The organism is Desulfobacter curvatus DSM 3379, from assembly GCF_000373985.1.
Classification (GTDB): Bacteria; Desulfobacterota; Desulfobacteria; order Desulfobacterales; family Desulfobacteraceae; genus Desulfobacter; species Desulfobacter curvatus.
On the sequence record NZ_KB893001.1, the window covers coordinates 1 to 26,745 of the forward strand.

Annotated in this window: 16 protein-coding genes and 1 other annotated feature; of the genes, 9 read left to right on the forward strand and 7 right to left on the reverse strand. The window is 48.1% G+C overall.

Annotation, left to right across the window (positions count from 1 at the left end; all coding sequences use genetic code 11):
- The first annotated feature begins 354 nt into the window (after window positions 1-354).
- The 3 genes from B147_RS32825 to B147_RS32835 are packed head-to-tail and all read left to right on the forward strand — an operon-like array spanning window position 355 to window position 2,248.
- Window positions 355-1,425: a PAS domain-containing protein gene (locus B147_RS32825; protein ID WP_020586687.1), complete on the forward strand. Its 1,071-nt coding sequence runs from the start codon at window positions 355-357 to the stop codon at window positions 1,423-1,425.
- Window positions 1,422-1,655 carry a histidine kinase gene (locus B147_RS32830; protein WP_020586688.1) on the forward strand — a complete coding sequence of 78 codons (234 nt, stop codon included), beginning with the start codon at window positions 1,422-1,424 and terminating at the stop codon, window positions 1,653-1,655. The genes B147_RS32825 and B147_RS32830 overlap by 4 nt, the downstream gene beginning before the upstream one ends.
- The gene (locus B147_RS32835; protein WP_020586689.1) at window positions 1,637-2,248 is read left to right on the forward strand and encodes a response regulator; all 612 of its coding nucleotides are present in this window, start codon (window positions 1,637-1,639) and stop codon (window positions 2,246-2,248) included. The genes B147_RS32830 and B147_RS32835 overlap by 19 nt, the downstream gene beginning before the upstream one ends.
- Window positions 2,249-2,406: 158 nt before the next feature.
- Here the strand turns inward: B147_RS32835 and B147_RS0108010 are convergent, their stop codons facing one another.
- Window positions 2,407-4,683 (reverse strand): C25 family cysteine peptidase, encoded by a 2,277-nt coding sequence (locus B147_RS0108010; protein ID WP_020586691.1) that lies wholly within the window; start codon window positions 4,681-4,683, stop codon window positions 2,407-2,409.
- A gap of 56 nt (window positions 4,684-4,739) precedes the next feature.
- Window positions 4,740-6,347: a S8 family serine peptidase gene (locus B147_RS0108015; RefSeq protein WP_020586692.1), complete on the reverse strand. Its 1,608-nt coding sequence runs from the start codon at window positions 6,345-6,347 to the stop codon at window positions 4,740-4,742.
- A 446-nt stretch (window positions 6,348-6,793) separates the two neighbouring features.
- On the opposite strand from B147_RS0108015, the gene B147_RS0108025 reads away from it, so the two are divergent.
- The 6 genes from B147_RS0108025 (at window position 6,794) to B147_RS0108050 (ending at window position 14,146) form a co-directional block, all read left to right on the forward strand.
- Window positions 6,794-8,674, forward strand: coding sequence for a hypothetical protein (locus tag B147_RS0108025; protein WP_020586694.1), 1,881 nt, complete (start codon window positions 6,794-6,796; stop codon window positions 8,672-8,674).
- Window positions 8,671-9,273: an RNA polymerase sigma factor gene (locus tag B147_RS0108030; RefSeq protein ID WP_083927852.1), complete on the forward strand. Its 603-nt coding sequence runs from the start codon at window positions 8,671-8,673 to the stop codon at window positions 9,271-9,273. The genes B147_RS0108025 and B147_RS0108030 overlap by 4 nt, the downstream gene beginning before the upstream one ends.
- A gap of 70 nt (window positions 9,274-9,343) precedes the next feature.
- A complete protein-coding gene (locus B147_RS0108035; RefSeq protein WP_020586696.1) occupies window positions 9,344-9,982 on the forward strand; it encodes an anti-sigma factor family protein in 639 nt (212 codons plus the stop codon).
- Window positions 9,957-11,879, forward strand: a complete 1,923-nt coding sequence (locus B147_RS27870; protein WP_020586697.1) for a CHAT domain-containing protein — start codon at window positions 9,957-9,959, stop codon at window positions 11,877-11,879. The genes B147_RS0108035 and B147_RS27870 overlap by 26 nt, the downstream gene beginning before the upstream one ends.
- Window positions 11,880-12,115: 236 nt before the next feature.
- The gene (locus B147_RS0108045) at window positions 12,116-13,450 is read left to right on the forward strand and encodes an OmpP1/FadL family transporter (RefSeq protein WP_157237822.1); all 1,335 of its coding nucleotides are present in this window, start codon (window positions 12,116-12,118) and stop codon (window positions 13,448-13,450) included.
- An 84-nt stretch (window positions 13,451-13,534) separates the two neighbouring features.
- Window positions 13,535-14,146, forward strand: coding sequence for a hypothetical protein (locus B147_RS0108050; protein WP_020586699.1), 612 nt, complete (start codon window positions 13,535-13,537; stop codon window positions 14,144-14,146).
- Between the two features lie 131 nt (window positions 14,147-14,277).
- Here the strand turns inward: B147_RS0108050 and B147_RS0108055 are convergent, their stop codons facing one another.
- The 5 genes from B147_RS0108055 to B147_RS0108090 all read right to left on the reverse strand — a co-directional run bounded on the left by B147_RS0108055 (window position 14,278) and on the right by B147_RS0108090 (window position 26,711).
- A complete protein-coding gene (locus B147_RS0108055; protein WP_020586700.1) occupies window positions 14,278-14,895 on the reverse strand; it encodes a GAF domain-containing protein in 618 nt (205 codons plus the stop codon).
- Window positions 14,896-15,241: 346 nt separating this feature from the next.
- Window positions 15,242-18,361: an isoleucine--tRNA ligase gene (ileS, locus tag B147_RS0108060; protein ID WP_020586701.1), complete on the reverse strand. Its 3,120-nt coding sequence runs from the start codon at window positions 18,359-18,361 to the stop codon at window positions 15,242-15,244.
- Between the two features lie 74 nt (window positions 18,362-18,435).
- Window positions 18,436-18,710: a binding site (T-box leader), on the reverse strand.
- A 162-nt stretch (window positions 18,711-18,872) separates the two neighbouring features.
- Window positions 18,873-20,258, reverse strand: coding sequence for a glycosyltransferase family 2 protein (locus tag B147_RS0108070; RefSeq protein ID WP_020586703.1), 1,386 nt, complete (start codon window positions 20,256-20,258; stop codon window positions 18,873-18,875).
- A 652-nt stretch (window positions 20,259-20,910) separates the two neighbouring features.
- Entirely contained in the window at window positions 20,911-23,883 is a 2,973-nt protein-coding gene (uvrA, locus tag B147_RS0108080; RefSeq protein WP_020586705.1) for an excinuclease ABC subunit UvrA, read from the reverse strand.
- A gap of 191 nt (window positions 23,884-24,074) precedes the next feature.
- Window positions 24,075-26,711 (reverse strand): patatin-like phospholipase family protein, encoded by a 2,637-nt coding sequence (locus B147_RS0108090; protein ID WP_157237823.1) that lies wholly within the window; start codon window positions 26,709-26,711, stop codon window positions 24,075-24,077.
- Between the last annotated feature and the right edge of the window lie 34 nt (window positions 26,712-26,745).

A 26,745-nucleotide genomic window follows, 5' to 3' on the forward strand; every position in this document is an offset into this window, starting at 1 on the left:
ATTCCACATTGATCAAAATAATGTCTCAAGATTGGTGCAAATCCAACAGGTTGCGTTTGAACATTTTTTATAACTGGCAGTCGCAATGATAGAGCCCTCCTTAACTTAACTGGAAAGACTCTACTTTTTTGTGAAAAAAATCTAGTTTAATTTCAAGTAGTTACGATTGATTATGGTGAATTATATTAAAAAATTGGGTGTATGCTCTAAAAATTAGACTTTTTCGACCGATTTTATTGATTTTTAAATTTATAAAATTCAAAATGGGAACAAGCGAAATCCAAGCTTGAAACCCAGGACATAAAAAATACGGTTGATATAATTCTCCGTCTCCACCCGGATACAAGGGAAATTGTGTGTATCAGCGATACGACGGTCAGCGGCCTTTCTGCACGAAAGGCAATGGAAGCTGTTGTCGCGGAGTACGCCGGCAGGGTGACCTTCCGCTTTCCGCCGCCGGGTACCTTTGAGGAGACGCGGGCATCGGTCGCCGCACTTTCAGGCCATTCAGTCATTCTCTTAAACACGTATACAACTGATAGCTCCGGCAGGGCGCTTCCCACCAAAGACAGTACCCGCCTGATTCTGTCGAGTACGAGGGTTCCGGTCTACGGGGTTCACCAAAATAGGTTCGGAGAGGGCATTGTCGGCGGCTTTCTTCTCAGCGGCCGCGAGCAGGGCAGACAGGCGGCCGAAATGGGCCTTGGTATCCTTGCCGGTGAAAATCCCGACACGATTCCAATTCGGAAAACCGGAACCTCAATACCCATGTTCGATTACAGGCAGATGGAACGTTTCGGCATCCCATTGGCGGAACTTCCAAAGGGAAGCTTTGTAATCCACAAACCGGGATCCGTATTCACGACCCATCGAAACTTCGCCTTCACCATCACAGGGATTCTCATCCTGCTTGTCATTGTCCTCTTGCTGCTCCTGCTATTTACGACCAGGCTGATCAGGGCAAAAACGGCGCTGCAGAAGAGCGAAGCCAAAACGCGAAGTATTTTGGATAACATCGGCATTGGTGTGAGCCTGATCAGCCCGGAGATGAGTATTCTGGAACTTAACAAGCAAATGCGGCAATGGTTCCCGGATGTCGATCCCGTACAGTATCCCGCCTGTTTCAGGTCCTTCAATTATCCGCCCCGGGAAGAGGCATGCGATGGGTGTCCGGTGGTCAAGTCGTTTCGGGACGGCAAGGTCCACCAGGCCACAACCCAAACCTCCAGGCCCGAAGGCATACGCAACTTTCGAATCGTATCGTCTCCCGTATTTAGCCGGTCCGGCGAGATCTGGGCCGTCATTGAACTGGTCGATGATATCACGGAACAACTCTCCCTGGAGGCCCAGTTGCGCCAGGCCCAGAAAATGGAATCAGTGGGCCGGCTGGCCGGGGGGGGGCGGCCCACGATTTTAACAACATGATCGGCGTGATTCTGGGATATGGAGAGCTGGCTCTGGCAAAAATAGGACAGGATCATGGGGCACATGCCTATATTGAACAGATCATAAAGGCTGCCCGCCGCTCCACCACCATCATCCGTCAACTTCTGGCCTTTGCTATAAAACAAACCATTTCCCCGGCTTTCTACCCGGGGAATATGTGCGCCTGGCAGTCAGCGATACGGGATGCGGCATGGATGCCGAAATCCTGAACAATATTTTTGAACCCTTTTTTACCACCAAAGACGCAGGCAAAGGGACCGGCCTGGGTCTGGCCACGGTGTACGGGATCATCAAGCAGAACAACGGATTTATCAATGTGTACAGCGAATCGGGACGGGGAACCACATTTAAGATCTACCTGCCCAGGCAAAAGAGCGTACCTGATGCCCTTCCCAAAATAAAAAAGGACGCCCCTGCCCAACACGGACAGGAAACCATCCTGCTGGTGGAGGATAACCCGTCCTTTCTTGAACTGACCAAACTTATGCTCCAAGAACTTGGATACCGCGTGCTGGAGTCCAGAACTCCGGGCGAAGCCCTTGATCTGGCCCGGGACCATCAACAAGAGATCCACCTGCTTTTAACGGATGTGATTATGCCGGAAATGAACGGGCGGGAACTTCTCAACAGTCTCCAGGCTGTTTATCCTAAACTCCGCCATCTATTCATGTCCGGATACACCGCCAACATCATCGCCCATCACGGGGTCCTGGATGAAAGCGTAAATTTTGTTGCAAAACCATTTTCGAAAAAAAAACTTGCGGCCAAAGTGCGGGAAGCCCTGGACAAGGAGATGGTATAGGAATGTCCGGGTATGGAATGTCATCAGCCCGTTGATCTGCTTACGGGAAAAACCTGCAAGCACCAGGCAAAGAATGGGTTTGGCCCTTGCAGGTTTTCCGGTTGACCGCTTCAAAACGTCGTGGCGGGCTGAAGGGTTACTTCAGCATTCGGATGAATTCACAGCTTTTGGGCGGTCCACCCAAAGGGATGATTTGACCACCACGTGAGGCCTGAAAGCCGGTTGAGTGTCCAGGTATGCACGTAGCCGACAAATTTCTGATTGTTTGACGTGCCGAAATTAATTTTAAATTCCACTTTATGGTCGCTTCGTTTCGACCCTGTGCCCAATTGATTCGGATCGAAACCACCCAGCGTTCCTGAAAAAGGATAGCTTTTGTTGGCGCTCGACACATAAGTCCCCGAAATGTTCCACACCGGCGCTTTATAACCGTTGGATGTCTCAATGTGATAGTTCCAGATTCGGGTAACTTTAAGTGTTCCCTTCCATCCGTCATGATCCATTGCCCAGTCGCCTCGCAGCCATTCTGCATTGCTTGCAACATCCGCGGTGGGGTCACCGAACAAGTTGTACATGACGGTGTTGTCCAGATGATAGCTCGAGGTCCCATGATTTTGTACCATCTTGGTTTTGGCGTAACGGATGATCGCTGCAGGCGTCTGGCATTTGCCGCTCATTACGGCATCGAACATGTATTTGGCGAAATCGTTGTTGGGATATGTCCACGAGTTTCGCGACGAAGCAAAGACGGCAACGGCTTTGCGTTTACGAACAAATGCCTCGACAATCGTCTCCAGGCTGTTATCGTCCACCCAGCCATTCTGGCAGCAGATATTCAGAACAAAGGGCGGCCGGGAGCCGTTGGTCAGACCGGCGACATCGGTGCTGTTAATCCCATTGCTGGCTGACCAGGCTGTCTTTGACCCATGTCCGCGGTAGAGGGCCATCACGACGCCGTCATTTATCGTCTTTACAACGTCGCTTTTGGATGTGTTTTTTGCGTATCGTTTGACTGTCGAATATCGATTTTTGATTTGGTTATATATCTGATCACAAGTGGTTTCATACGTAGAGGACTGGTAAGCGGACAGCATGACGCGGTTTTGCCATCCGCCCCAATCTCCGCGCCTCACGCTCTCGTAGCGCACCAAATGCTCGCATACGCTTTTCATTTCTGTGGCATTAGAGGTGGGGATGCGGGAAACTGTCAGCTCGGGAATGAGATTCCCGGCAATGTCGGCGTAAAAATGATCCGAAGCGTATGTTCTTCCTCCCCGGCTGTAAGTATGCATAGGGATGATGTCACTGTCGCCGGCGAGTACGATAAATCGTGGCGGAACACGCCAATTGTCGGTCGCCCAGGTAATGAAGGCTTTGATCGACGTTTTCAGGTTGGCACTTGGAAACTCGGTTTGGATATCCTCGGTTAAAGCCACCTTGGCATAAAACGGCCAGCCTGTCTTTGCATTCAGCAACGGTTCAACCGCGTCTTTAAGTGCCCGGGGCGTAACGATCACATATTCCGCAATAAGACCGGATACCTTCAGCGTGGGGCGCAAAAGGACGGGAACCGTTATCGGAGAAATGGAGATTGGTGTTGATGTCCTGGGCACGAGAGTAGCGGCCGGGTCGGAGACGTCATCTTCATTCTGCTCTAACAATGAAATTCCCCGGGGGGCCGACAGTGATGATTCCGCATCCACCTCCAACTCTTCGACGAGTTCACGATCCAGCCCGGCAAAATCCTCAATTATTGAGGAGTAATCAGTTTGATCGTCAAGCAGGTCCAGCCCGAGGATCAGGTCCGCCTCGGGCATCTCACGCGGTTTACGGCCGGGTTTACGGTCAGCAGCCGGAGGCGTTTGGTAGGATACTTCAATGACCATTGACTCGATGAGTTCCATCTGCTTTGATACGGGACGATACTGTCCTAAATAGGCGAGGATATGGGCCACCTTCACACCGGAGATGGTTTTGAGCCCTAGAAAGTCAACATCGAGACCGGGATAAAATTCATCCGATCCATAGATCTTTGGGTCTGCATCATATACTTCCTGAAATTCTTCTTCTATGAACTGCTTTGGAGCCGGTGCAATACTGAGTTCATGCTCTACGGTCATGGAAGATTTATCAACCACACGAACCTCCACCGCATCAGCGTCCATTGGGACGGCAACAAAGATACCGGCCTTGGGCACCGCCGGCGCACCTTCTGTTTCAAGCAGTGTCGTTTCGGGAATTTCAATCTGCTGAAATTCATTGACCGTGCCTTCCCATGCACCGGATGTCGAGTACCGGACCGTCAGCACCGTCCGGGTACCCGCGTCACACATGTCCCTTGTTACAATATTTTTGGACGACTTACTGACCTCAACTTTCGGAGGTACATTTTCTTCCGGGGCATCTGTAAAACTGATCCATTTGTTTTCGTTCATGGCTTGCTCTCCTTTTTCGTTTATAATTTGGATTCAATTTTGATGGTTCTACTGTTTTAGTCTGCTAAATCCTCTCTCAATATCATCGACTCAAATTGAAGGTATTCCTCTTCAGAGATTCCCCCTTGAATCACCGCTGGTATGGGATCCGCTTGCGAACGCGGTATTGGCTGGGGTATCGGCTCAGGAATAATTTGAGGTATCGGAGGTCTTAAAATACAACGAAACCGAGCGATTAACGTTGCTCTATATGCATCCGCCAACCCATACCCGGTTGCCAGATCAGGCCCGGAAGTCGCAGGATTTGCTCCTGTGCTTGGACTACAATTACCGACGGTAACATCTCTGGCTGTTCGTTTAAGAATGCTTCGTACTTGTGACGGTGACAACCTCTTGCATACCTGTTTAATTAATGCGCAAATGCCTGCAACCTGTGGTGCGGCTGCTGAAGTCCCGCTAAAAGCGGCCCAACCGTCATTCCTTGCGGTCTCATCGCCATTTGGATGATTTCCTCCGCAAAGACTGGTATCTATATTATCTCCAGGTTCCACCGGCAACATAATAGACTGTGCTCCAGGACGCATGCCAACCAACCCTGAGACATCGGGTACATTCCGTCCTTTGTAGATCTTGCTTGCAAATCCACTGGCATAATTACTTGCACGCATACTTCCGTCCGGTTCCATATGCACACCACCAGCAGAAATAACATCAGGGTGTTGACCCGGAAATCCCCAATGGCCATTGCCGGCAGAGAAAATGACCACGATACCTCTGCGCACGGCATTTGCTATAGCCGCCGCGAGCGCTTGATTGCTGGCGGATAAAGGAGGGTCAGGTTGAGAAGACCCCCAGCTGCATGAAATAATATCGGGGTTCAAAGCAACGGCTGCGTTAAAAGCGCCTACGGAGTTGACAAAGTTAATCTTTACCATCTGGAAATCAACATCCGGCGCAACGGCAAATATATTTGCTGATTCTCCTGTGCCATGGCCACTTTCATCCCGGGTAGGATTTGCAGCAGCTGGGCCGAGAACAACAGATCCGGCGCGATAACCTCTTTGCGTGAAAAAGGAGTGACGATACCATCCGGAATCAACCATTACCACCTTAATCCCTTTTCCTGTATAACCTAGGCGATGGGCCTTATCTGCATTCATCCCAAGAGATATTCCTGAGGGAACATCCATATGCCAGTACTCTTTCGTCGGTGCAAAAGCATTTGCGAAAAAATAAACCGGTTCGCTTATTGCGACGCCCTCAAGAAGGTCGGAAAATATAGTATTTTTTGTTTCAATAAGACCTGGGACATCAGTATCCGGACACTCAATAAAGGTGGCCGTGTCTTCTACGCCTAATTCCTTGATAGCAGGCCTTTCCTCGGCAACAAGTTTCGTATTAAAGGCTTTTTCGTATACTGCTTGCGGGGCGGAAATAGTAATGGTTGTTTCACCCACACTTAATATGTTAAAGCCTTCTGTTTTTAATTTGTCTATTGCGGCCTGAACCAATTGAGATTCTGAAGCGTATTGATCTACAGAGCCACTGGTGACAATAAGATCTTTGTCAAAAAGCGATTTTCCGCCTATTGAACGAACTGATGCCTCAGCAAAAATCAATTCAGGCATCTGTGGTTGGTTTGATTTTGAGGATTTTGTAGTCATTTTTCTTTCTTCTCCCTAAAACGTATGAATTAATAATTTAATGACATATTGCCGTGTTTCTTGATCCACAAACCACCTCCTTCTGAGGGGCAATAAATAGGCATTCAAATGCCTAACCTTAAATTCTCACGCCGAGTATACGAGGCTGGGAGAAATACTTTTTGTATCTTCCCTTTTTTTCGAACTCTTAAATAAGACGTCTTTCGTGCAATAATATATGCTTGACCCGGCAGGTTCTTACATAAAAAAATATTGGCCGAAATTTGGGAAACCTGAATTGAATCTATAGCTGTAAAGCCCTTTGTTATTAAACTGTTGGGCCTGTAGTGAACCCAATAGCCCTTTGATTTTTTCGGATTGACTTGACAAAGAACAAATGCCTATTTTATTCATGTAAAATGAAGAAAAAGAAATCATATCGGCTTGTCATTCGGAGCGTTACAACCATGACATCCTTTGTGCTTTTACTTTGGGGGTGCACAGGCCCTTCACCTTGCCCAACCTTTAAAAAGAATCATGTTTCCTATGGATGGCGGGGGGGCAACTTTCTGGGTGAATGGGATGATTATTATGCCTGCGCGCTTTCCTATATTGACGGCGAGTTTTATTTAAAAGCATTGGATTGCCTTGATCAGGCAATAAAGCAAAGATCTGCGGATCAACGAATGGCCCGAACCTACGGTATGCATTTCATAGATGATTATTTCCCAAACCGGGAAATCGGCATCATCCATTTTCTCATGGGTCAGTACAGGTTTGCTGAAAAAAGTCTTTTACTGTCCCTGGAACAGGAACCATCGGCAAAAGCCTATTATTACCTGGACGAAGTTAGAAAAGCGCTGATGGAAGAAAATCAATCAGCCGCTTCAAGACCCGACATATCAATCACTTCACCGTCAGAATTTAACGATGAGGATGGTTTCTACAAAAGCAACCGGTTCCCGATGCTGATGACAGGGGCCGTGAGTGACAGCCGATATGTCTCCTGGATAACCATTGATGGTAAAACCGTATTCATGGAGGGCTCCCGGAAAAAAATGCAATTCAGCGAAGCGCTTTATTTTGAGGAAGGTGCCCACACCATTGAGATCGCAGCCGGCAATCTCATGGGAGGAACCTCCCGAAAAAGAATAAAGTTTCTGATGGACAAATCCGGGCCTTTTATCAGCATTACCCGGATAAGACCAGGACAAGATATCTTTGGGTATCTTCATGACGCGTCCGGCATTGCCCGCTTCACCATGAACGGAAGGGACATCGCCGTTTCAAACCATGACGGCAGTTTTCATGCAGAGCTTTACCCTGGGGAGCACAGTGTAACCTTTCTGGCAGAAGACACACTTGGCAACAGAACCCAAAAAGAGATGAACAGCGCCGGCCGAAAAATCGAACTGGCGGCATTGAACCTTTCGGGCATAACAGAGGCCGGCGCTGTGCTCTCTTTAAAAAACAGTGATCAACCCGAAATCAGGCTGTCAAAACCTCTTTCAAATGAAATTTTTACGAATGCCACGCCCTTGGAATTTACCATTGCATCCGAAAGCACCATTCTTGCTTTAGACATCAATGGGAAATCTCTGCTGAAAACCCCCGGCCTTTGGATAACCTGCAGTATTTTTGTCCCCTTGGAACAAGGCTTGAATCGATTTACCATAAAAGCGGCCACCGAAACGGGCAAGGCCGTTGAAAAAACGATTGTGTTAAACAGAAAAATTCCTGAGCATCTTAAATTAGCCCACCGCTACGGCATCAGCATGTATACGTTTGATAACAATGAAAAGGCTGATAACTGGAAAAATTTTTTGCGCAGTTTTGAAAATGATTTTGCCGCCAACAGGCGTTTCCGCTTAATATCAAAAGGCTTAAACAATGTCATGGCCGAATCACCCGGCGCATCATGCGCATCTGCTTTGTTTGGAAGCGTCTATAAAACCGGACATGGAACTGAAGTCGTCGCCCGCCTTATCGATAAAAAAACATCCGAAATCATTACTGTCCAGGATGCCTTCAGCCTGGTGTCCGACATGACCTATATCGGCAATAGGCTATCGGAAAAATTTCATAGAAAATTTCCCCTGACAACAGGTACCATTACAACGGCAGGTGGTTTTTTCTCCTTCGGCGGTTTCAAGGTCTCCATGGATAGAAATATTTCCCGGGAGAACCCGGAGACGAGAATAAAGTCAGGCTGGCCCCTTCTTGTCTATCGCGGAACGCGTGGGGGGCCTACAGAAATCATTGCTGCCAACTGCATTAAAGGTAAATGTGCTGAATTTTATAATAAAGGCAATAAACCCGGCATCGGAGACAAAGTAATTACCCAATGAAACGATTAAGTAGGGATGAAGAGCGTATACTGTTGTATGACTGCCTTTTTTGCTGTCAAAGGGAAGCGTTGATCATGCATTACTGGCGACTGGTGGAATCTGCGGTCATCAAAGTGTTTGCCTTGAAGGGAATACCTTATACCCAGGATGGTATAGAAGATATGCGCAATGAAATCTTTTTAAAGCTGCTGGAAAAAAATTGTAAAAAACTCTGGCAATACCAAGACGGCCGGGGACGCAGCCTTGCCGGATGGATCATCATGATCGCCAACCAAACCGTGCTGGCGGATTTCCGAAGCAAAGGCATTCTGAATATTGCAAATTGCTATAAACTGATCCCTCTGGATGAAACGTTCGGTCTGGCAGCACCGGAGAATCACCTATATGACCGGAAGGAGCAGGAGCATATCCTGCGCTCCGCCATGGATGAACTGCCGGCAAAAAGCCGTCTCATCCTTAAAATGCATTACGACCACGGACTCTCTTTTGAGACCATAGCCAGGTATCTGAAAATGAAAAAAGGTGCCGTTTATACCGCAAAATCAAGAGCGTTAGATCAATTAAGGGATAAAGTTCAACAAAAAAGCGCCAGTCGTTAATATATTGTAAGATAGGCGTATTTCTTTCATACTTATATTAGAAATAGAAGTTTTTATCAGGAAATAGGCTATGAACCCAGGATGTATTGAAACCGTAAAACTGTATGACTATATAACCGGTCAGCTTTCGGAACAGGAAGCCCGCAATGTGGAAGATCACCTGGCAGACTGCGACACCTGTCTTGAGCAATTTGTCACGGCCCAAGCCCTGCTGGAAGACACGGACCTCATGGAAAACAGCGTTCGGACTAAAGAGGTTGGGGCACCGATCATCAAAGCGTTGCTCGCCGGGGCAAAACGGTTTCTGGAATGGACGGTTGAGCCGTTGGCACAGCCTGCTTTTGCCATAAGAGACAGCGCCGCTGAAAGCACCTTTGAAGGAAATCCCCCATCAAATTATTTAAAGATCGTCAAGCGCTTTGGCCGGCTGTCAGGAGAAATGGCTTTTAAAAAAATAAAACAGAACGCTTTTGATCTGCAATTTAAACTCGTTGGAACTTTTGAGAAGAATGAACGATTCTGCCTGATCCTTGAAAGGGAGAACGATAAATTCGATGCGCGGATTCTGGAGGACACAAGGGCTGAATTCACCAATCTTTCTTTTGACCGCTATCATCTTGTTTTGGAACAGAATGAGAAACCCTGTGGGAAATTTTTCTTTGAAATAACCCGGGATGGCATTTATGAACAGCCGGACGATTCATCTTGAAATAACAAAAAGCACCGGATCATTACAGGACAATACCATAAAGCTTCAAATAAGCTTGCGGGAGCCCCCTGTCTGGAAATCCTTGCACGAGGAGACAACCGTATCCCTTGGCTGCATTGACCGCTTTTGCTCACAAGCCTCCAGGGCCATTAATCAAAGCCTTCCTACGGGTAAGCTCGGCCGGACCGAAAGCGGTCTTTTAAAAGACCTGGGCGTCCTCATGTGCAACGAGTTGCTTCCCCCCACCATCAAAAAACGGTTGAGGGAAACTGAGAAAAAAACCTTAATCCTGACCCTTGACGAGAATCTGGTCCACATACCTTGGGAGCTGATCTATCTGAATAAACAGTTCCTTTGCCTCAAATTCTGTATGGGGCGCTGGGTAAAGACCCAGTGGGATCTGAACAGGATCGCAAGACAGGTCCCGACGGATGATTGTAAACTGTGGATCATTGCCAATCCTGATGGGGATCTGCCCCGTGCCGGAAAAGAGGGATTGAACATTTTTCGGAAATGTTCTTGTCTGGAAAATTGTGTTAAAACAGCACCCTTGTCCTCTGAAATCAGCCGGGACGAGTTGTTTTTAAAGCTGACGGATTTCGACATCATTCATTTTGCGGGCCATGTCCACTATGATCATGAGCATCCGTCTTCCAGCGCAATCAAGCTCAAAGACAGTGTGTTTAAGGCAGAGGAATTTGCAAAACTGGAGGGCGGGTCTGCCATGCCGTCCCTGGTTTTTCTCAATGCTTGCCAGTCAGCTTACAACAAGAATACGGACACCCGGAACAAAGATGCAGCATTCGGCCTGACCGATGCTTTGATACGATCCGGGGTACAGCACTATATCGGTACGTTATGGAAAGTGTCAGATATCCACAGCAGTAATTTTGCTTTGAATTTTTATGACTATTTTTTCAACGGCTATAGCGTGGGAGAAGCCGTAAACCTTGCCCGGAAAAAATCGGCTGAAACTAAGAATGATCTTTCCTGGGCAAGCTATGTGCTCTATGGCGATCCCCAGGCAACCTATTTTTCTCAAACCGCTTTTTCGCCCCGGTCAACGAATGAAGAAAACAGCCCGTTACCCGGGGAAAAAGAAAAAATCAGAAACCGGTCCGATGAGGAGCCTTCTATCTCTGCAACCGCCGGCAAACCCTCGGCAAAAAACAAAAAGCGCCGTATGGCGATTGTTGCTCTGGTATGCATCATCACAGCCGGACTTTTAACCGTGGGCCGAAGTTATCTTCAAAAAGCCCCGGACCATTGGAGCATGCCTGTGACGATGTCCGTGTCCGTCATGGAACCCTCTGATGAAACGGCTAAATTTGCGGCCCATGTCCTGGAAAGTCAATTGCATGAAAAATGCCCCCATATACAGCTTTTAGAACGAACCGACTGGCAGGTGCTGAAACAGGAATATGACATCATGTCGTCACGGCTGGTTCCCCGGCGTAATAAAATTACCCCCGAGCTTTTAACTGCAGAACTTTTTCTAATCATTGATGTCAACAATGCATCAAATCCGCCGACACTTCTCATGCGCCTGGCAGAGACCAGAACAGGCAGCATCAAACACAATTTCAATGAACCCCTGTACGACACGCTTTTCACGGAACAAAAAAAGCGCCTTTGTGAAACGGTTATAAAGACCCTTGAAAAAGAATATCCCCTGAAAGGCCGCATTGTAAAGCTTGATGGCGGTAACATCATCTTAAACATCGGCCATGATCAAGGTGTCCGGCCGGGGCAGCGTTTTGAAGTGGTTGAAAATGGAACGATTCTAAAAATAGAGAAAAGCGATGATATAAAGGCCCGTACAAGCCTTGCCAGGCAGGAACAGGCAGGCAATGCCCCATTAACAGATGGCCGGCGTGTCCGCAGGGTATACCCCTGACCCCTTTTTTCTATTCTATTTCTTTTAGAAATGTCTTGAAATATTATTATCGGCATTTTATATTGCGGCAGCATATGATCGCTACGCACATGATATAACTTATTGATTTTGTAGTCTGTTTTTCTATTATCAACTTCATGTTCTGATTGTGGACAGAACATGGGAGGTTACCCCTCAGGAGCCAAATGATTTTTAGAACACAGGTTTTTTTCTTACTTTCCCTGGTTTGGGGATTAATGATTTTTAGACCTGTGTCTGCCAACTCCCAAAATGCCACACCGGCTGACAGCAATATTAACTTTGCATTTTCACCTAATCCTGTGGGATCAGGAGCAAGGGCGTTGGGTTTTGGAGCTTTTATCGCAGTGGCGGATGATGCCACGGCAGCCTCGTGGAACCCCGGGGGACTTATCCAGCTGAAAACAGCGGAGATATCCCTGGTGGGAAACTATAGCTGCCAAAAGGAAGATTACACCTTTTTAGATCATCCTGAAGCAAACGGTTCGCATTCTACGTCTTCAACAGACCTTAATTATCTGAGTTTTACTTATCCTTTCACGCTTTGGAACCGCAACATGGTCGTATCAATCAATTACCAGCGACTTTATGATTTTACGCTCGAAGAACGTTATCAATATAAATCCCAGGGCCTTGATCCGGACACTTTGACACCCATTGATGGCTTATATCTTGATAATCAGGGACGTTATCATCAATCAGGCAGTCTTTCAGCCGTAGGCATTGCCTTCGGGTTTGAAATCATTCCCCGGCATCTTTCTGTTGGCATTACGGTCAATATCTGGGATGATGATCTCTGTGACAATAGCTGGGAACAAACCGAAGTAGAGTCATCTGTGGTTTCCTATTCCTATTTTAATTATGTTTCTATGCTTGACACTGTGATACGTCATAATTTTGTTTTTCAAGGATTAAACTATAATTTAGGGTTGCTGTGGCGCAGCAGGAGTAGAAAATTTTCCCTGGGTGCCGTCTATAAATCGCCGTTTACGGCCGACCTGAAACATACATTTGATAGCCAAGTGACTACTACAGACAACGGCCAAGTTGCCCGTGAGTCTACGCATATAGTCTTGGAAGAAAAGCTGGAGATGCCCATGTCTTATGGCCTAGGCGCAGCCTACCGTTTTTCCGACAGATTCACGATTTCAGCAGATGTTTACAGGACCCATTGGGAAAAATTTCTTTTAAATCAGGAAGACGGAACAAAGATTTCAGCCGTAACTGCCAAGCCCGAGGGGCAATCTGATGTTGATCCCACCTGCCAGGTCAGATTAGGCGCTGAATATCTTTGGATCAACAGGAATAAACATTTTGTAATTCCATTAAGAATGGGGCTTTTTTATGATCCCTCTCCTGCAGATAAAAAACCGGATGATTATTACGGATTCAGCCTGGGGACAGGATTTGCCAAGGGAAGATTTGTTTTTGACATTGCTGCGCAATATCGTTTTGGCAGGAATGTGGGTGACTCGGTTTTTCCAGACCACAACTTTTCCCAGGATGTGGATGAATTAAACGTTTATTCATCCATTATCGTCCATTGGGATTAACAAAAAATTGTGTAAGAAGCACCGGGATTACGCATATATTTTCATATCACCGTAATTTAACCGCATAAAGGAGGATGAAAGAAAATGAGAAAACATGATTCTGCAAGCAAATTTTTGTCAACACTGCTATGCCTGATTGCCTGCATCGTTTTTATTCTGCAGGGATGTGGAAAAGTTCCTGACCCCGGTAGTAAACCAACCATTGAAGAGATGGCTTCTGCCATTCACAGTAAAACCCAGGCCAATTTGATGCAAGCAGCAGACAAGATGGGCCAGACTATTGAAGAGAGAATTAACAAAATTAAAATCGGGGCAGACAAGGACACCTTTATCAGTTTTGTGCTCTCCGACTCCTTCCCTGGTAAATCCATGGATGGACAAATCGTTGGTTTTGTTGATGCGTCAGGATATGGTGAAAGATTGCCTGACGGGCAATACGGTATTAGAATTTCTTTTGGTGAAAAGAATTTCAATAGGCAAAGTGAATTCATCAAAAAGCAAAGTGAATTCATTAACGTAAAAAATGGAGAAAGCTATTTTTTTGACACGAAGATTGAAATAATAGAAGATCCTGATGGAGGATATGTCAGTGAATTCAGTGTAGAAAAAGGCTGCACAAAGCTTTCGTTTATTAAGAAAACCTTTCATGGTGACCTTGTGAGGTGTACGATCTGTCTGGATTGCCCGTCGTGTTAAAATTAATCTTGTAAATTGTCTAATCAAATGTAATCGGTTTTAGATTGATGATTCTTGGATTAATGAATAAAACCAACAGCGGCTGCAAGGAGATTTCCATGCAGCCGCCAACGGTTAAAGCGTTTTATTGATTAATAATCGCAAATGGACTGGTCAACACTGGTGGGGACACCTTCATACGGGGTCCATTTGTTGACGTTGAAACTTGACGAATCCCTCATATTTTTTAATACTTCTATGCTGGTTTTGTACCCTTTGTACATCCGGCACATATCCATGGCCATACCACAGATCAGTGCAACCGCCTGGGTCACGGTGACATCCTCCTGGGAAAATTCCCATGGCTCGGCTGTGTAAACCCGTAATGCACCGATAATTTTGTTATGGCTGATAATGGGTACACCCAGCAACGAGGCGATCCCTTCTTTTTTCGCTGCTTCAGGATACTCAATCCGGGGATCATCCATGACATCGTAAATGGCAATGGGAACTGCATCCTTGGCTTCTTTGATTGCCTGTTTAAAATGGGTCGGCCCTTTTTCAAGATATTCCTGGCTCAGACCGGAAGATCCTACCAGGCCCAACTCTCCGGTATCCCTGTTGACCAGAAAGACACAGCAGCCCTTGGCATTGAACACGCTTTTCACACTTTCGGCGGTAATCATGGCAACTTCTTCCTGATCTTTGCACTGGGAAATCGCCGTGGTCAAACGGGTAAGGGTTTCGTAATGAAGTTCGTGGGTCTCCATAGCTTTCTCCTTTTCTTTTAAAGTTAAAAGGTTGCACTATAATCAACTGGTTTCAGAGCGTTTTAAAATGATTTCAGCGGTACCTGATGATCACACGAAATGCGGTGCAAGAGAAATGAAATGACCAAAAAAACCAGTAGTGTAGCAATAAGCAGGATAACGATCAAAGTAGAACTTAGTATGGATCTAATATATCTGATTCATTCAAGAAGGTCAAAGGGAATCTTGTCTTGTTTGCCCAACCCGAATACCTAAAAAGAGATAGTTGATATGGAATAATAAAATAACCGGTGTCCAAAAGCAGATCGCCCCGCCTACTGAATAGGGCGATCTGTTTTTTTAAGAGTTATCTTACGGGGATTATCTGAATTTTGATCGTGCCGTCTTTATCTTTAAGCTCTGCCCCTGGCTTGAGTATCCGGCTTTCAATCCTTTCGGCCAGAGCCTGAACCATGAGCCAATCCTTGTGGGCGGCAAAGCTGTCGCTGTAATCTCCACCCACTTCGATGCAAAGAACGATTCTTTGGTCATAGGGCAGGCCCATCTGCTTTCTTAAATCCTGGATGATCCTATTGAGATTACGGGCCAGCCCTTCCAATTTCATCTCCCTGGAAATTTCCAGATTAAGGGATAATACAAGCCCCTGGCCGGACCAGACCGTTTCCTTTTTATCCAGCGCCGAGAATTCCTCAACATAATCCGCCCGGTCAATCCTGTGGCCGTCCACCATGAGGCCGTCTTCACCGTCTTTGGTAAACTCTCCACGGTCAACCCGAAGCATCACTGTTTTGAAGTTTGCCCTGAATACCGGTCCGAGCGTCTTGGTGTTTAGACGGATCTTTTTTTGAGCAAAACTTCCAATATCCTGTTCAAACCGGATGGCTTTTACGTTAAGCTGGTGCTTGATCAAGGATGAAAAACGCTCAAGATCATCGTGTGCCAATCCTGCCACCCGAATGAAGGGCAGGGGCTGTCTCAGATTGATCCGGGCTTTTTCCCTGAGGCTTCTGCCGCCTTCGATCAGCGCTCTGACCTGACCCACGGCCTGGTTTAGTTTCGTATCCAGCCGCCCGGTAACAGGCGTTGGCCAGTCCGCCAAATGGACGGATTCCCCGGTCAAATGACGATGGATGTACTCAGTGGTAAAGGGAATAAAAGGTGCACAAATGCAAGCGGCCTCCACCAACACAGTGTAAAGGGTGTTAAAGGCTGCGGCCGAGTCCGGGTTAATTTCGTCCACCCAGAACCGTTCCCGGTTATTGCGGATGTACCACCCGGACAAAGTTTCAATGAAATCCAGAATCGTTGCATAGCACCGGGGAAGCGCATATGCCTCTGTTGCCCGGGCCACTTCCTGCTTCAGGGTCTCAAGCACACTCAGAATATGGCGGTCTGCCATATTGGCGTCCGGGTCGTCGGGCAATTGAATCTTCTCCGGTGCATATCCTTTGGCCAGATCCGCATAGGAGGTGAAAAAATGGAAGCTGTTCCACAGCGGAATCAAGTATCGCCGCACCGCGTCCTTTACCCCTTTTTCCGAAAACCGGATATCCGCCCCTTTGACAACCGCCGAAGAGAGTAGATAGATCCTCAGACCGTCACTGCCATGGGCCTCAACCACCTTCATGGGATCGGGGAAATTTTTCAGGCTCTTGGACATCTTTCTGCCGTCGTCGGCCAGGATAACCCCATGGCAGATGGCGTTTTCAAAGGGATGCTTTTCCATGATTGCGGCGGACTCCACCATGAGGGTGTAAAACCATCCCCGTGTCTGAGCCACGTACTCCACGATGAAGGACGCCGGAAAGTTTTGTTCGAATCCCTTGCGGTTCTCAAAGGGGAAATGCACCTGGGCATAGGGCATGGCTCCGGACTCAAACCAGCAGTCCAGCACCTCGGGCACCCGGGTCATCAGGCCTTCACAGCCCGATTTCGTGCAGCCAAAACGGATATTGTCGCAGTTAGGGCGGTGCAGGTCCGTAACATTTTGGCCTGATACCCTTGAAAGTTCTCCAAGACTTCCCGGCACAAATTCGGCCTTGCAGATATCACACTGCCATACCGGGATGGGGCTGCCCCAGAACCTGTTCCGGCTGATGGCCCAGTCCCTGGCCCCTTCCAGCCATCTGCCGAACCGCCCCTCTTTGATATGGCCGGGAATCCAATTAATATTCAGGTTCTGTTCAGACATGATCTTTTTGAATGCCGTGACCTTTACATACCAGGAGCTGATGGTCCTGTAGATCAATGGATGGTCGCAGCGCCAGCAATGGGGATAGGAATGGCGATAGCTTTCATGTGAGAACACCTGCCCCTTCTCCTTGAGATGCTTGATGATCAGGGCGTTGGACTGGAACACATCTGTCCCGGCCAACTCTCCGGCAGCCCGGGTAAAGCATCCGTCCGGTCCCACAGGGTCAAAGCTTTCGATTCCTGCACCCCGGCAGAGGTTAAAGTCCTCTTCCCCAAAGGCCGGGGCTGTATGGACGATGCCTGTGCCGGAGCCTGCTTCCACGTATTCTGCAGCCAGGATGGAGAACCTCTTTTCCTCCCCGGATGGGTTCTCAGGCGCTTTATCTGCAAAATCAAAGAGCGGGACGTAGGATCGGCTCACAAGCTCCTTGCCCTTGAAGCGTTTGACGATTTCTGCGCCTTTGAGATGCCGGGCATAGCTGTCAAGCCGTGCCTCGGCCAGGACAAGCTTACCCAAATTTTCTTTTTCCACCAGGCAGTAATCAAGGTCCGGGTTCACGGCCAGCGCCAGGTTGGCCGGCAGGGTCCAGGGCGTGGTGGTCCAGGCCAGATAAAAAAGTTCAGGATCTTTGCTGTCCCTAAAGGCCACTGTCACCGCAGGGGCATCTCGCAGACGGAAAGAGTCATCCAGGCCGGTCTCAAAGTTGGACAGAGGGGTCTGACACCGGTTGCAATAAGGAACCACTTTGAGACTCTCATAGATCAGTCCCTTGTCGTAAAGGCGTTTGAAGACCCACATCACGCTTTCCATATAGGGGAGATCCATGGTCCGGTACTGGCGGCCAAAATCCACCCACCGGCCGATCCGGTCTATAACGGCCTCCCAACTGTCGGCGTATTTCAGAACAATATCTGCGCAGGCCTGGTTGAACCGGTCAATGCCGTAGTCTTCAATGGCCTGTTTTCCGCTGATGCCCAATTTTTTTTCAATTTCGTATTCAATGGGCAGCCCGTGGCAGTCCCAGCCCCACCTTCGATCCACAAAGCGTCCCTGCATGGTGAAAAATCTTGGAATGGTGTCCTTGATATAGGAGGTCAGGATATGGCCATAGTGGGGCATGCCCGTGGCAAACGGTGGACCGTCGTAAAAGATATAAGGCGTTTTGTCTTTGTTTTTCTCAAGGGATTTTTTAAAAATCCCTTGTTTTTTCCAAAAATCGAGGATTTCTTCCTCCATCTTTGGAAAAGAGATGGATGAGGGTACGGGTACCATCTATTATTGCTCCTTTTCAGTTTTACGGACGAAGCAAAAAAAACCTTTTGTTCTTCGTCCTTTCATCAATTCAATGTAAGGACGAAAAACAAAAGGCTTTCCGCGGTACCACCTTACTTCGGTCATGGAAGATCAGATTCCATGCCGCACTCATCAGGGGACCATCATCCCCCTTACCCTTTACGCAGGCAACACGGCCCGGATTACTTTTGCCCTCTGCACAGACAGGTTCATCCAAGCTGCTCAGGAGTGATTTTCAAACAGACTTATGTCAGCCGCCTTCCAGCCCATGGGCAGCTTTCTCTGTTGACACAGCCCCTGTTTTACTCTTCTCCGTCATCGCAATTAAATTTATAATGGGGAACAAATTGGGGGTTGTCAATAATTTTTAAAGGCCGTCAGCGTGAAAAGGATGTCAAGGCGAGGAAGGCACGGCAGCACCGGAACAGTGCGCCGTGCAAAAAGAAAAAAACAAGGAAGGGTCAGGGCAAGGAGAGAAAGTAAGGAAGGATTAAGTCAACTGCCGGGCGCTTAATTGGTGGCGAAGATCCGTGTCCGGAGTGACCTTCGGACAACCTCGTGTCAGCCAGCTGGAGTGGTGAGGGGTAATCAAAGCATAGGGTTTGATCCAGGTCAGGGCGATGAAAAAGAAAAACCCGTAGACAAATGCGAGCATTGAGGAAATCTTGCCGAATTTCCACGCATATATTGTTCCGGACAGACTGGAACCTAACACAATGCCGATAATGGTCTTGCTTCCGAAGATGGCCGGATGCCACAGAATCAGCCCCCAGGAAATCAAAAAAACAATCTGGGCCACGGTCAGTTTAAGCACGTCGGAAACCAGGTTGATCCGCGCCCCAAGCATTGAGCCTTGGCGAAACCGCGTAAAGATAAAGGTCGTCATGGCAATGGTCTCACGCACATTGCTTCTGGCCCATCTTAAATACATTTTGCATAGCTGGTTATAACCCACCGGGACTTCGGTAAAGACCCTGGCGTTCTGCTGAAATACCACATCATATCCCTGGCGAAGAATCATGTTTGTCATTGCGCGGTCTTCACCGATATTGGCGGGCCGCCCAAGGAAAGTCTGATTCCGCCACTTATCAAGCACTTTCATGACAACGGATTTACGGTATGAAGACAGGGCACCGGGCGTACAGGTCACTGTGCGGACCATGCTCTGGCTGGCACGCATGAAATCAAAGCTGAACACAAAAGCAATGTCCACCATCCGGGGGATAATGCCCTGGGCCTGGTTGAGCACCCGGACATTGCCGGCAACAGCGCCGACGCGGGGGTTTAATGCAAAAGGCGTCACCAGATTTCTAAGGGTGTCGGGTTCCACCATGGAGTCGCTGTCCACGGTTACCAGGACCGTGCCTGTACTTTTCTTAAACCCGTCATAAAGGGCTTGGCGCTTGCCCTGGTTCTGGGGCTGGCGTATGGTCAGGACCGGTATTGTAAGCGTTCTTTTGGCCCGTTTAATCCATTTCCAGGTATCATCCGCGCTGCCGTCATCCACGGCAATCAGCTGAATTTTTTTTCTGGGATAATTGCTGCCGGCAAGGCTTTTAAGGGTATCAAATACCTGACGGCCTTCATTGTAGGCCGGCACTACGATTGTACAGGTCGGCAGTTGATCATCGGACACGCTTGGAATGGGCCTGTATCTTAGTACCAGGATGATTCTCCATATCAGCTCTGCCAGGGCCAGGGAGCCAAGAACGGAGAATGACATAATCAACGCATTGCCCCAAGGCATCCCTCTAAGAAATTGAGAGCCGGATAAACCGCCGGCGCCATATCGGCAGACCACTGCCACAACCGTCAGAATGCAGGCAAGGGCTGCAAATTTCTTTTTATTTTCGATTATTTTTTTGGACGGTACCATAAATTTACATCTCCTTTTACTTAAAAATTCATCAGCAGCAGAGCAAAATTCATGCTGTGATGTAGCCCACAATAGAGCAAAGGGTGTGCCAAGGTGTAACTATTTGAAATTAAGTATGATTTATAATAAAATGGGAAATTAGATACAATCGGGTTACTAAAATTTCACCCCCGGGAACGAAATTTTCATTCTGGAGCCTTCTAAAATAGACGTGTAAACATCCTGCCTGAGCAGGAGAACTCAAATGTCCGAAGAGAACTCAAATGCCCGGTGAATTCTTAATTCACCGGGCATTTGAGTTTGAATCGGTCTGGCAAACAGGATATGAAGCCTGCCTGATCACAATTCTTTTCCTTTTTTAAATCACCATTTATTTAATGGTGAGGCCCTGTGTCGGAATGTGTTGCACCGACACAGGGAGGTGATGATGGTGGTGGTGAGACAAGGACAGGTGGAGTATGCAGTGGTTTCAGGGGTGATTATACCCTTTGTTGTCATACGTGTCCTTAATATTTATCTATAGCAAAGGGTGTACCATGTATATAACGTTTTGTTTTTAAAGGCTTTTTAAAAGCAGCGGCATTTTGATAATAAAAATGAGTTACAAAATTTTCATTTCTATCCCCTAAAAAGGTGCAAAATGCGTAATTTGTTAAGCCGGATTGTAACCTCCGGGGGTAAGGATGGGGATTAAATACCTGCCGGTGTAGCTGCCGGGGTCTTTAATCACATCTTCCGGCGGACCGGATGCCACAATCCGGCCCCCGCCGCTGCCTCCTTCGGGACCAATGTCCATAATCCAGTCTGCCGTCTTAATCACATCCAGGTTATGTTCAATGATCACTACGGTGTTGCCGGCATGGGTGAGGCGCTGGAGCACCTGCAGCAGCATGCGGATATCCTGGAAGTGCAGTCCGGTGGTGGGCTCGTCCAGGATATAAAGTGTGTCGCCGGTGTCTTTTCTGGCAAGCTCCCGGGCCAGTTTAATCCGCTGGGCCTCACCGCCGGACAGGGTGGTGGCGGCCTGGCCCAGTTTGATATAAGAGAGCCCCACATCCACCAGCGTATCCAGGATTCGGGTGATCTTGGGATGTGCGTCAAACAGCTCCCGGGCCTGCACTACGGAAAGATCCAGCACATCGGCAATGGAGTGATCCTTGTACTTGATTTCCAGGGTGGATTTATTGAACCGTTTGCCGTGGCATACGTCACAGGGCACAAACACGTCGGCCAGAAAGTGCATTTCCACCTTAATGTATCCGTCCCCATGGCAGGCCTCGCACCGGCCGCCCTTAACATTAAAAGAGTACCGCCCTTTTTTATACCCCCGGGACTGGGATTCGGGCAGCATGGCAAACAGGTCCCGGATGGGGTCAAACAGTTTGGTATATGTGGCCGGATTACTGCGTGGCGTCCGCCCGATGGGTTTCTGGTCGATGTTGATGACCTTATTGATGTGGGACAGACCGGTAATTTTTTTATGTTTTCCCACGCTCATCTGGGAATTGTGCAGTTTTACCGCCAAGGCCGGGTAGAGAATCTGGTTGATCAGGGTGGATTTACCCGCCCCGGACACCCCGGTAACAGCTGTTAACAGCCCCACAGGAATTTTGGCCGTGATGTCGGCCAGGTTGTTTTCACACGCCCCGTGGATGGTGAGCCATTTATTGCCCATGGATTGGGGTGTTCTGCGCTCTTCAGGTATGGCAATGGTCTCACGTCCGCTTAAAAATTGGCCGGTGAGGGAGACCGGGTTTTCCCGGATCTGTTCGGGGGTGCCCTGGGCCACAATTTCTCCGCCCAGATGGCCTGCACCCGGTCCGATGTCCACAATCCAGTCCGAGGCCTCCATGGTCTCCTGGTCATGCTCCACGATGAGCAGGGTGTTTCCGATGTCCCGCAGATGTTTCAAGGTGGAGAGCAACTTGATGTTGTCCCGCTGGTGAAGGCCGATGGAAGGCTCGTCCAGAATATAAAGCACCCCGGTCAGTTCAGACCCCACCTGGGAGGCCAGGCGGATGCGCTGGGACTCCCCGCCGGACAGGGTGGGGCCGGACCGGTCCAGGGAGAGATAATCCAGGCCGACATTTACCAAAAACCCCAGACGATCCCGGATCTCCTTGAGCAGTTCGGCGGCAATAAGCTTTTTGCTGCCGGTCAGCTCAAGGGAAGAGATAAAATTATAGGCCTCTTTTACTGTCATCTCAGTGACATCTATAATGGATTTTTCATTAATCCTGACATGCAAAATCTCATCCCGAAGCCGCCGCCCCTTACATGCCGGACAAATAGCCGCGGTCATAAAATTGGTATAATACTTTTTCTGGTGTTCGGACTGGGTGTTCCTGTACCGGCGCATCAGGGTGTGGATCAGGCCTTCATGGGTGCGGGAAAAACTGCCCTGGATCTTTGACGAGTTCCAGTTCACGGTCATCTGTTTACTGTCGGAGCCGTAGAGCAGCAGGTCCCGGTCTTTTTTAGGCAGCTTTTTCCAGGGGATATCGAAATCAATACCCCACTGCGCCTCCATGGCCAGAAGCTGGCCCTTGCCCCAGGAATTTTCGTTGTTGAACCGTGGGCTCTTGATGAAATAATTCTTCCAGGGGACCACCGCACCCTCACGGATGGAGAGATTGGGATCCGGCACCACCTTATCCGGATCAATGGCCAAAAGGGTGCCGATGCCGTTGCAGTCTGGACACATGCCCAAAGGCGAGTTAAAAGAGAAAATCTGGGGCGTCAGTTCAGGATAGGCAATGCCGCAACAGGAACGGGCCTCGCTCATTTTCAGATCTTCTCTGCCGACCATGTGGACAATGAGCTGGCCTGCCCCTAGTTTCAGGGCCGCTTCCACGGAGTCGGTGAGGCGTTTTTCAAATACACTGTCCGACTTCACCACCAGCCGGTCAATGACCACCTCAATGTGGTGTTTTTTGTTGCGGGCCAGGGTCTGGACATTTTCAAGATCCTGGACCACCCCATCCACCCGGACCCTTGCATAGCCTTCGCGTTTGAGCTCTTCGAGGCGATCCCGGTGTTCCCCTTTCCGGTTTTCCACAATGGGCGCCAGAATCAAGATCTTAGATCCGTCAGGCAGATCCATAATCTGGGAGACCATGGCCTGGGCATGGCCCCGGCCTACCTTTTTTCCGCATTTATAGCAGTACTGGGTCCCCACCCGGGCAAAGAGCACCCGCAGGTAGTCGTAAATTTCGGTGATGGTCCCCACGGTGGACCTTGGATTTTTAGATGCGGCTTTCTGTTCAATGGCAATGGTGGGGGAGAGCCCCCGGATGGTCTCGTAGCGCGGTTTTTCCATCTGCCCGATGAACTGCCGGGCATAGGAGGACAAGGATTCCACATACCGGCGCTGCCCTTCGGCAAAAATGGTATCAAAGGCCAGACTGGACTTGCCCGACCCGGAAACCCCCGTCACCACCACCAGCTTTTTTTTGGGGATCTCTACATCAATATTTTTAAGATTGTGTTCCTTGGCCCCCCGGACAATGATCCGGTCCAGTTCCTTGGACCGGGAATCATCTTCCGGGGAGGGCAGGGGTGTCAGATTGTCAGCCGTATAGTTATCAGCTTTCTGGGTCACAGCGGCAGCAATATTCTTTTTCATAGGTCACCAGGTTTGTTTTTGGTTACCTTGGAAACGATAATCACCCGCAACGAAAAGTAAAGTCCGGGGAACAGGATCTTAACAACAGCCATGGGCTGATCCGGTCTATCGACATCCAGACTCAACCCACAACAAAAGTTGAAAGATCTGTATAGCTTACACAGACTTGTTTATAAAAATGGCGGAACGTTTTATTTCTGCGTTAAATTCAACAACCTGGACAACTTTCCTCTGTCCTGGAACATTTTGTTAAAAATTGAAATGTGAAGTTTCGCAAAAATAAAACCAACCAAGGCACCGAGAATTTTTAAAATAATACTGCGGGCAGCTTTTTCAGGACGAAGCCATTTGATCATAGGGAAAAAAATCGATCCCAGTAACAGAGAAAAAACGATTGTAAAAGATCCCACACTCAATGACACGTAAATAAAATCGTCTCCCCAATGGGACTTAAGGTAAAAGAACAAACCTGCTGCAATGACTAAAGCAGCCGCTAAAGCTGATATCTTCAGGGGTTGATTGAGTTTCCATATTTTGAAAAATTTTGAACTGCCGGTTTCAATTTGTTTTTGTAGATCTTTACCAGCTTTGCCTGAATTTTTTGATGTCTGAAGCAGTGATTCAAATTGCTTGTCAAGAAATTCCCAGTTGCCCCTTGGCGCATTCACCTGGAATCCGCCCCATGTCCCTTTTTGGCCATCTTTTAGGTGTTGTTCCTGAAGGGTTTTGAATTGTTGTTCGGTCATCACATAGCCTGAATACATCAGCGCATAGGCCTCCACTTCACTGAAAGAGTCCAAGTCTGTACGGATCCCGGCGATCAGCCTTTGAAGTTTCGGGTCAATACCGTACGGAAGGGGCGTGTCGGTATCTTTTGATTCAGGGGTCGGATCTTGACATTTTATCCAGTCCTGGGGACAGACGTGAAGATCTTTTTGCAAGTGAATAAAAAATAATCCCTGGAGAGCCCGGTTGTCCAGCCTTGCCCTCAGATCCTGGTATTGTGCCTCCCGGATTCGGTCCATCATTATTGAATTTGTACGGAGTAAAACAGATGGAAGGCCGTCTGAAGGTTTGTTTATATCCTGCATCTGTCCGGAAGCATCACTGCATAAAATAAACGAGCAATTTTCATCCAGTAATCCTTGAACCCCCTGGTTGTCATGCACGCCGCCGTCAACCAAGCGTACCACACGGTCAGGATAAAGATCTTTAAGCATCAGGGGGGCGAACAACCCCGGCACACAAGCCGATGCAGCCACTGCATAGCCAAGCGGGTAATCTCTGAGTTCTTCGTCCGGCGCCTGCCCATACCAGAGACGCCGGTAACGTGAGTTCTTATCCACTTCATTGCCTAACAGTCCCGGAGGCTCACCCATGGAACGGGCAGTAAAATGCCAGCTGTGACCCGTGTTCAAGCAAGTGGCATTCAGCAGCATGGTCGGCACTTTGGCCCGACGCTTCCAGTTGGAGAATCTTGGGTGAAAGCTCTTTTTTTCCTTTTCACAGGGCTGGATTAACAAGTCCGCCATAGTGATCGGGTTGTCTTTGGTTACGCCGGGTTTGAATTCTGAGTAGAAGTTCTGGTCGAAGAGCTCTCCCAACCGATGGGACCGGCTGTATTTTTTTGTAAAAATCATTTTCAGATTTTTTTTAAAATCCGCTAAAGCAAGAGTTCGGATATTATTTTTTACCCCGTTAAAGAAATTCTCCTGAACATTACGAACAATTTCAATATAATCTTCCCGGGTGATATCGTTGTCTTCTTTGGTCTCCAGGTGATGTTTTACGGCCAGATAATATTGGGCGCCGACAATACTTCCGCCGGAAACCGTGGAAAGTGTTTCCACACTGCGCAAGACATCCATTTCTGCAAGGCGGGCCAAAACACCCAGGTGATAGAAAGATGCCCGGAAGCCCCCTCCCGACAATGCAAGGCCGACTTTTCCCCGGTAACAGGAAAGCGCTGCTTCCGTATCCGTTTCCAGTAAATTGGAGAGCGCCTGCCAGGCACCATGCCATGTTGCCTGGTTTGATCCCTCTTCAGGCAGTTCGATACCCTGGTACCTGGCAATGGATACAAGCTGACGAAAAGTGGTTTGCTGCTTCCATTCTGATATTTCCAAATTTTTTGATCTGGCAAGCCATTTTCCGGCCTGTTCATAATTTTTCAGGCCATACAGGGCTTCTGCCAGAGTAACAACCAGCCAGTTGTTTTTTGTCAGAGATTCATCATTTTGAAAAAGAGATTCAAGTTGAGCGGCAATTTTTTTTCTCAGATCATCCGCGTCAGTTTCAAATTTTTCACATTCTTTTGCACGGGTACCGCTTCGATTCTGTGCAGCTCTTGCCCTTGAGGCTAAAATTTGGAGAATAAAGGCCGCATTAATACCGCCATAACCCTGATCCTCGTCAGGGGCACGTTCATAAGCTGCACGGTACATAAACAGAGCATCATAAAGATGTTCGAGTTGTCCGTTGTATTCCCACATGCGTTTGAAGACAGCTCCACCTAAGGACAGCGTTTCCGGGTCCTTGGTCTCTATATTTCTCAGGCCGATACTTTCTAAAATCTTCAAAGCTTGTGCAAATCTTTTAGCCGGTACAAGTTCTTCGTCTTTGTAAGTGCAAAGCGATAGCTGTTGTAAAGACCATGTATGAAAAGGATCTTTTTTCTTCGACTCATTACTGATTTTGGTCAGCAGCTTGCGGCAAAGACCGAAATTGAAATTTTCTTTCAGTTTTTTGACGATCTCTTTTATCTCATCAGGTTTGGCTGCTGAGCCTGCCACGATCTGTTTTGCCCGTTTATTGACATCATTTTGCATTTCTATCTCCTCAAAATCAGAATTCATGTGTTAT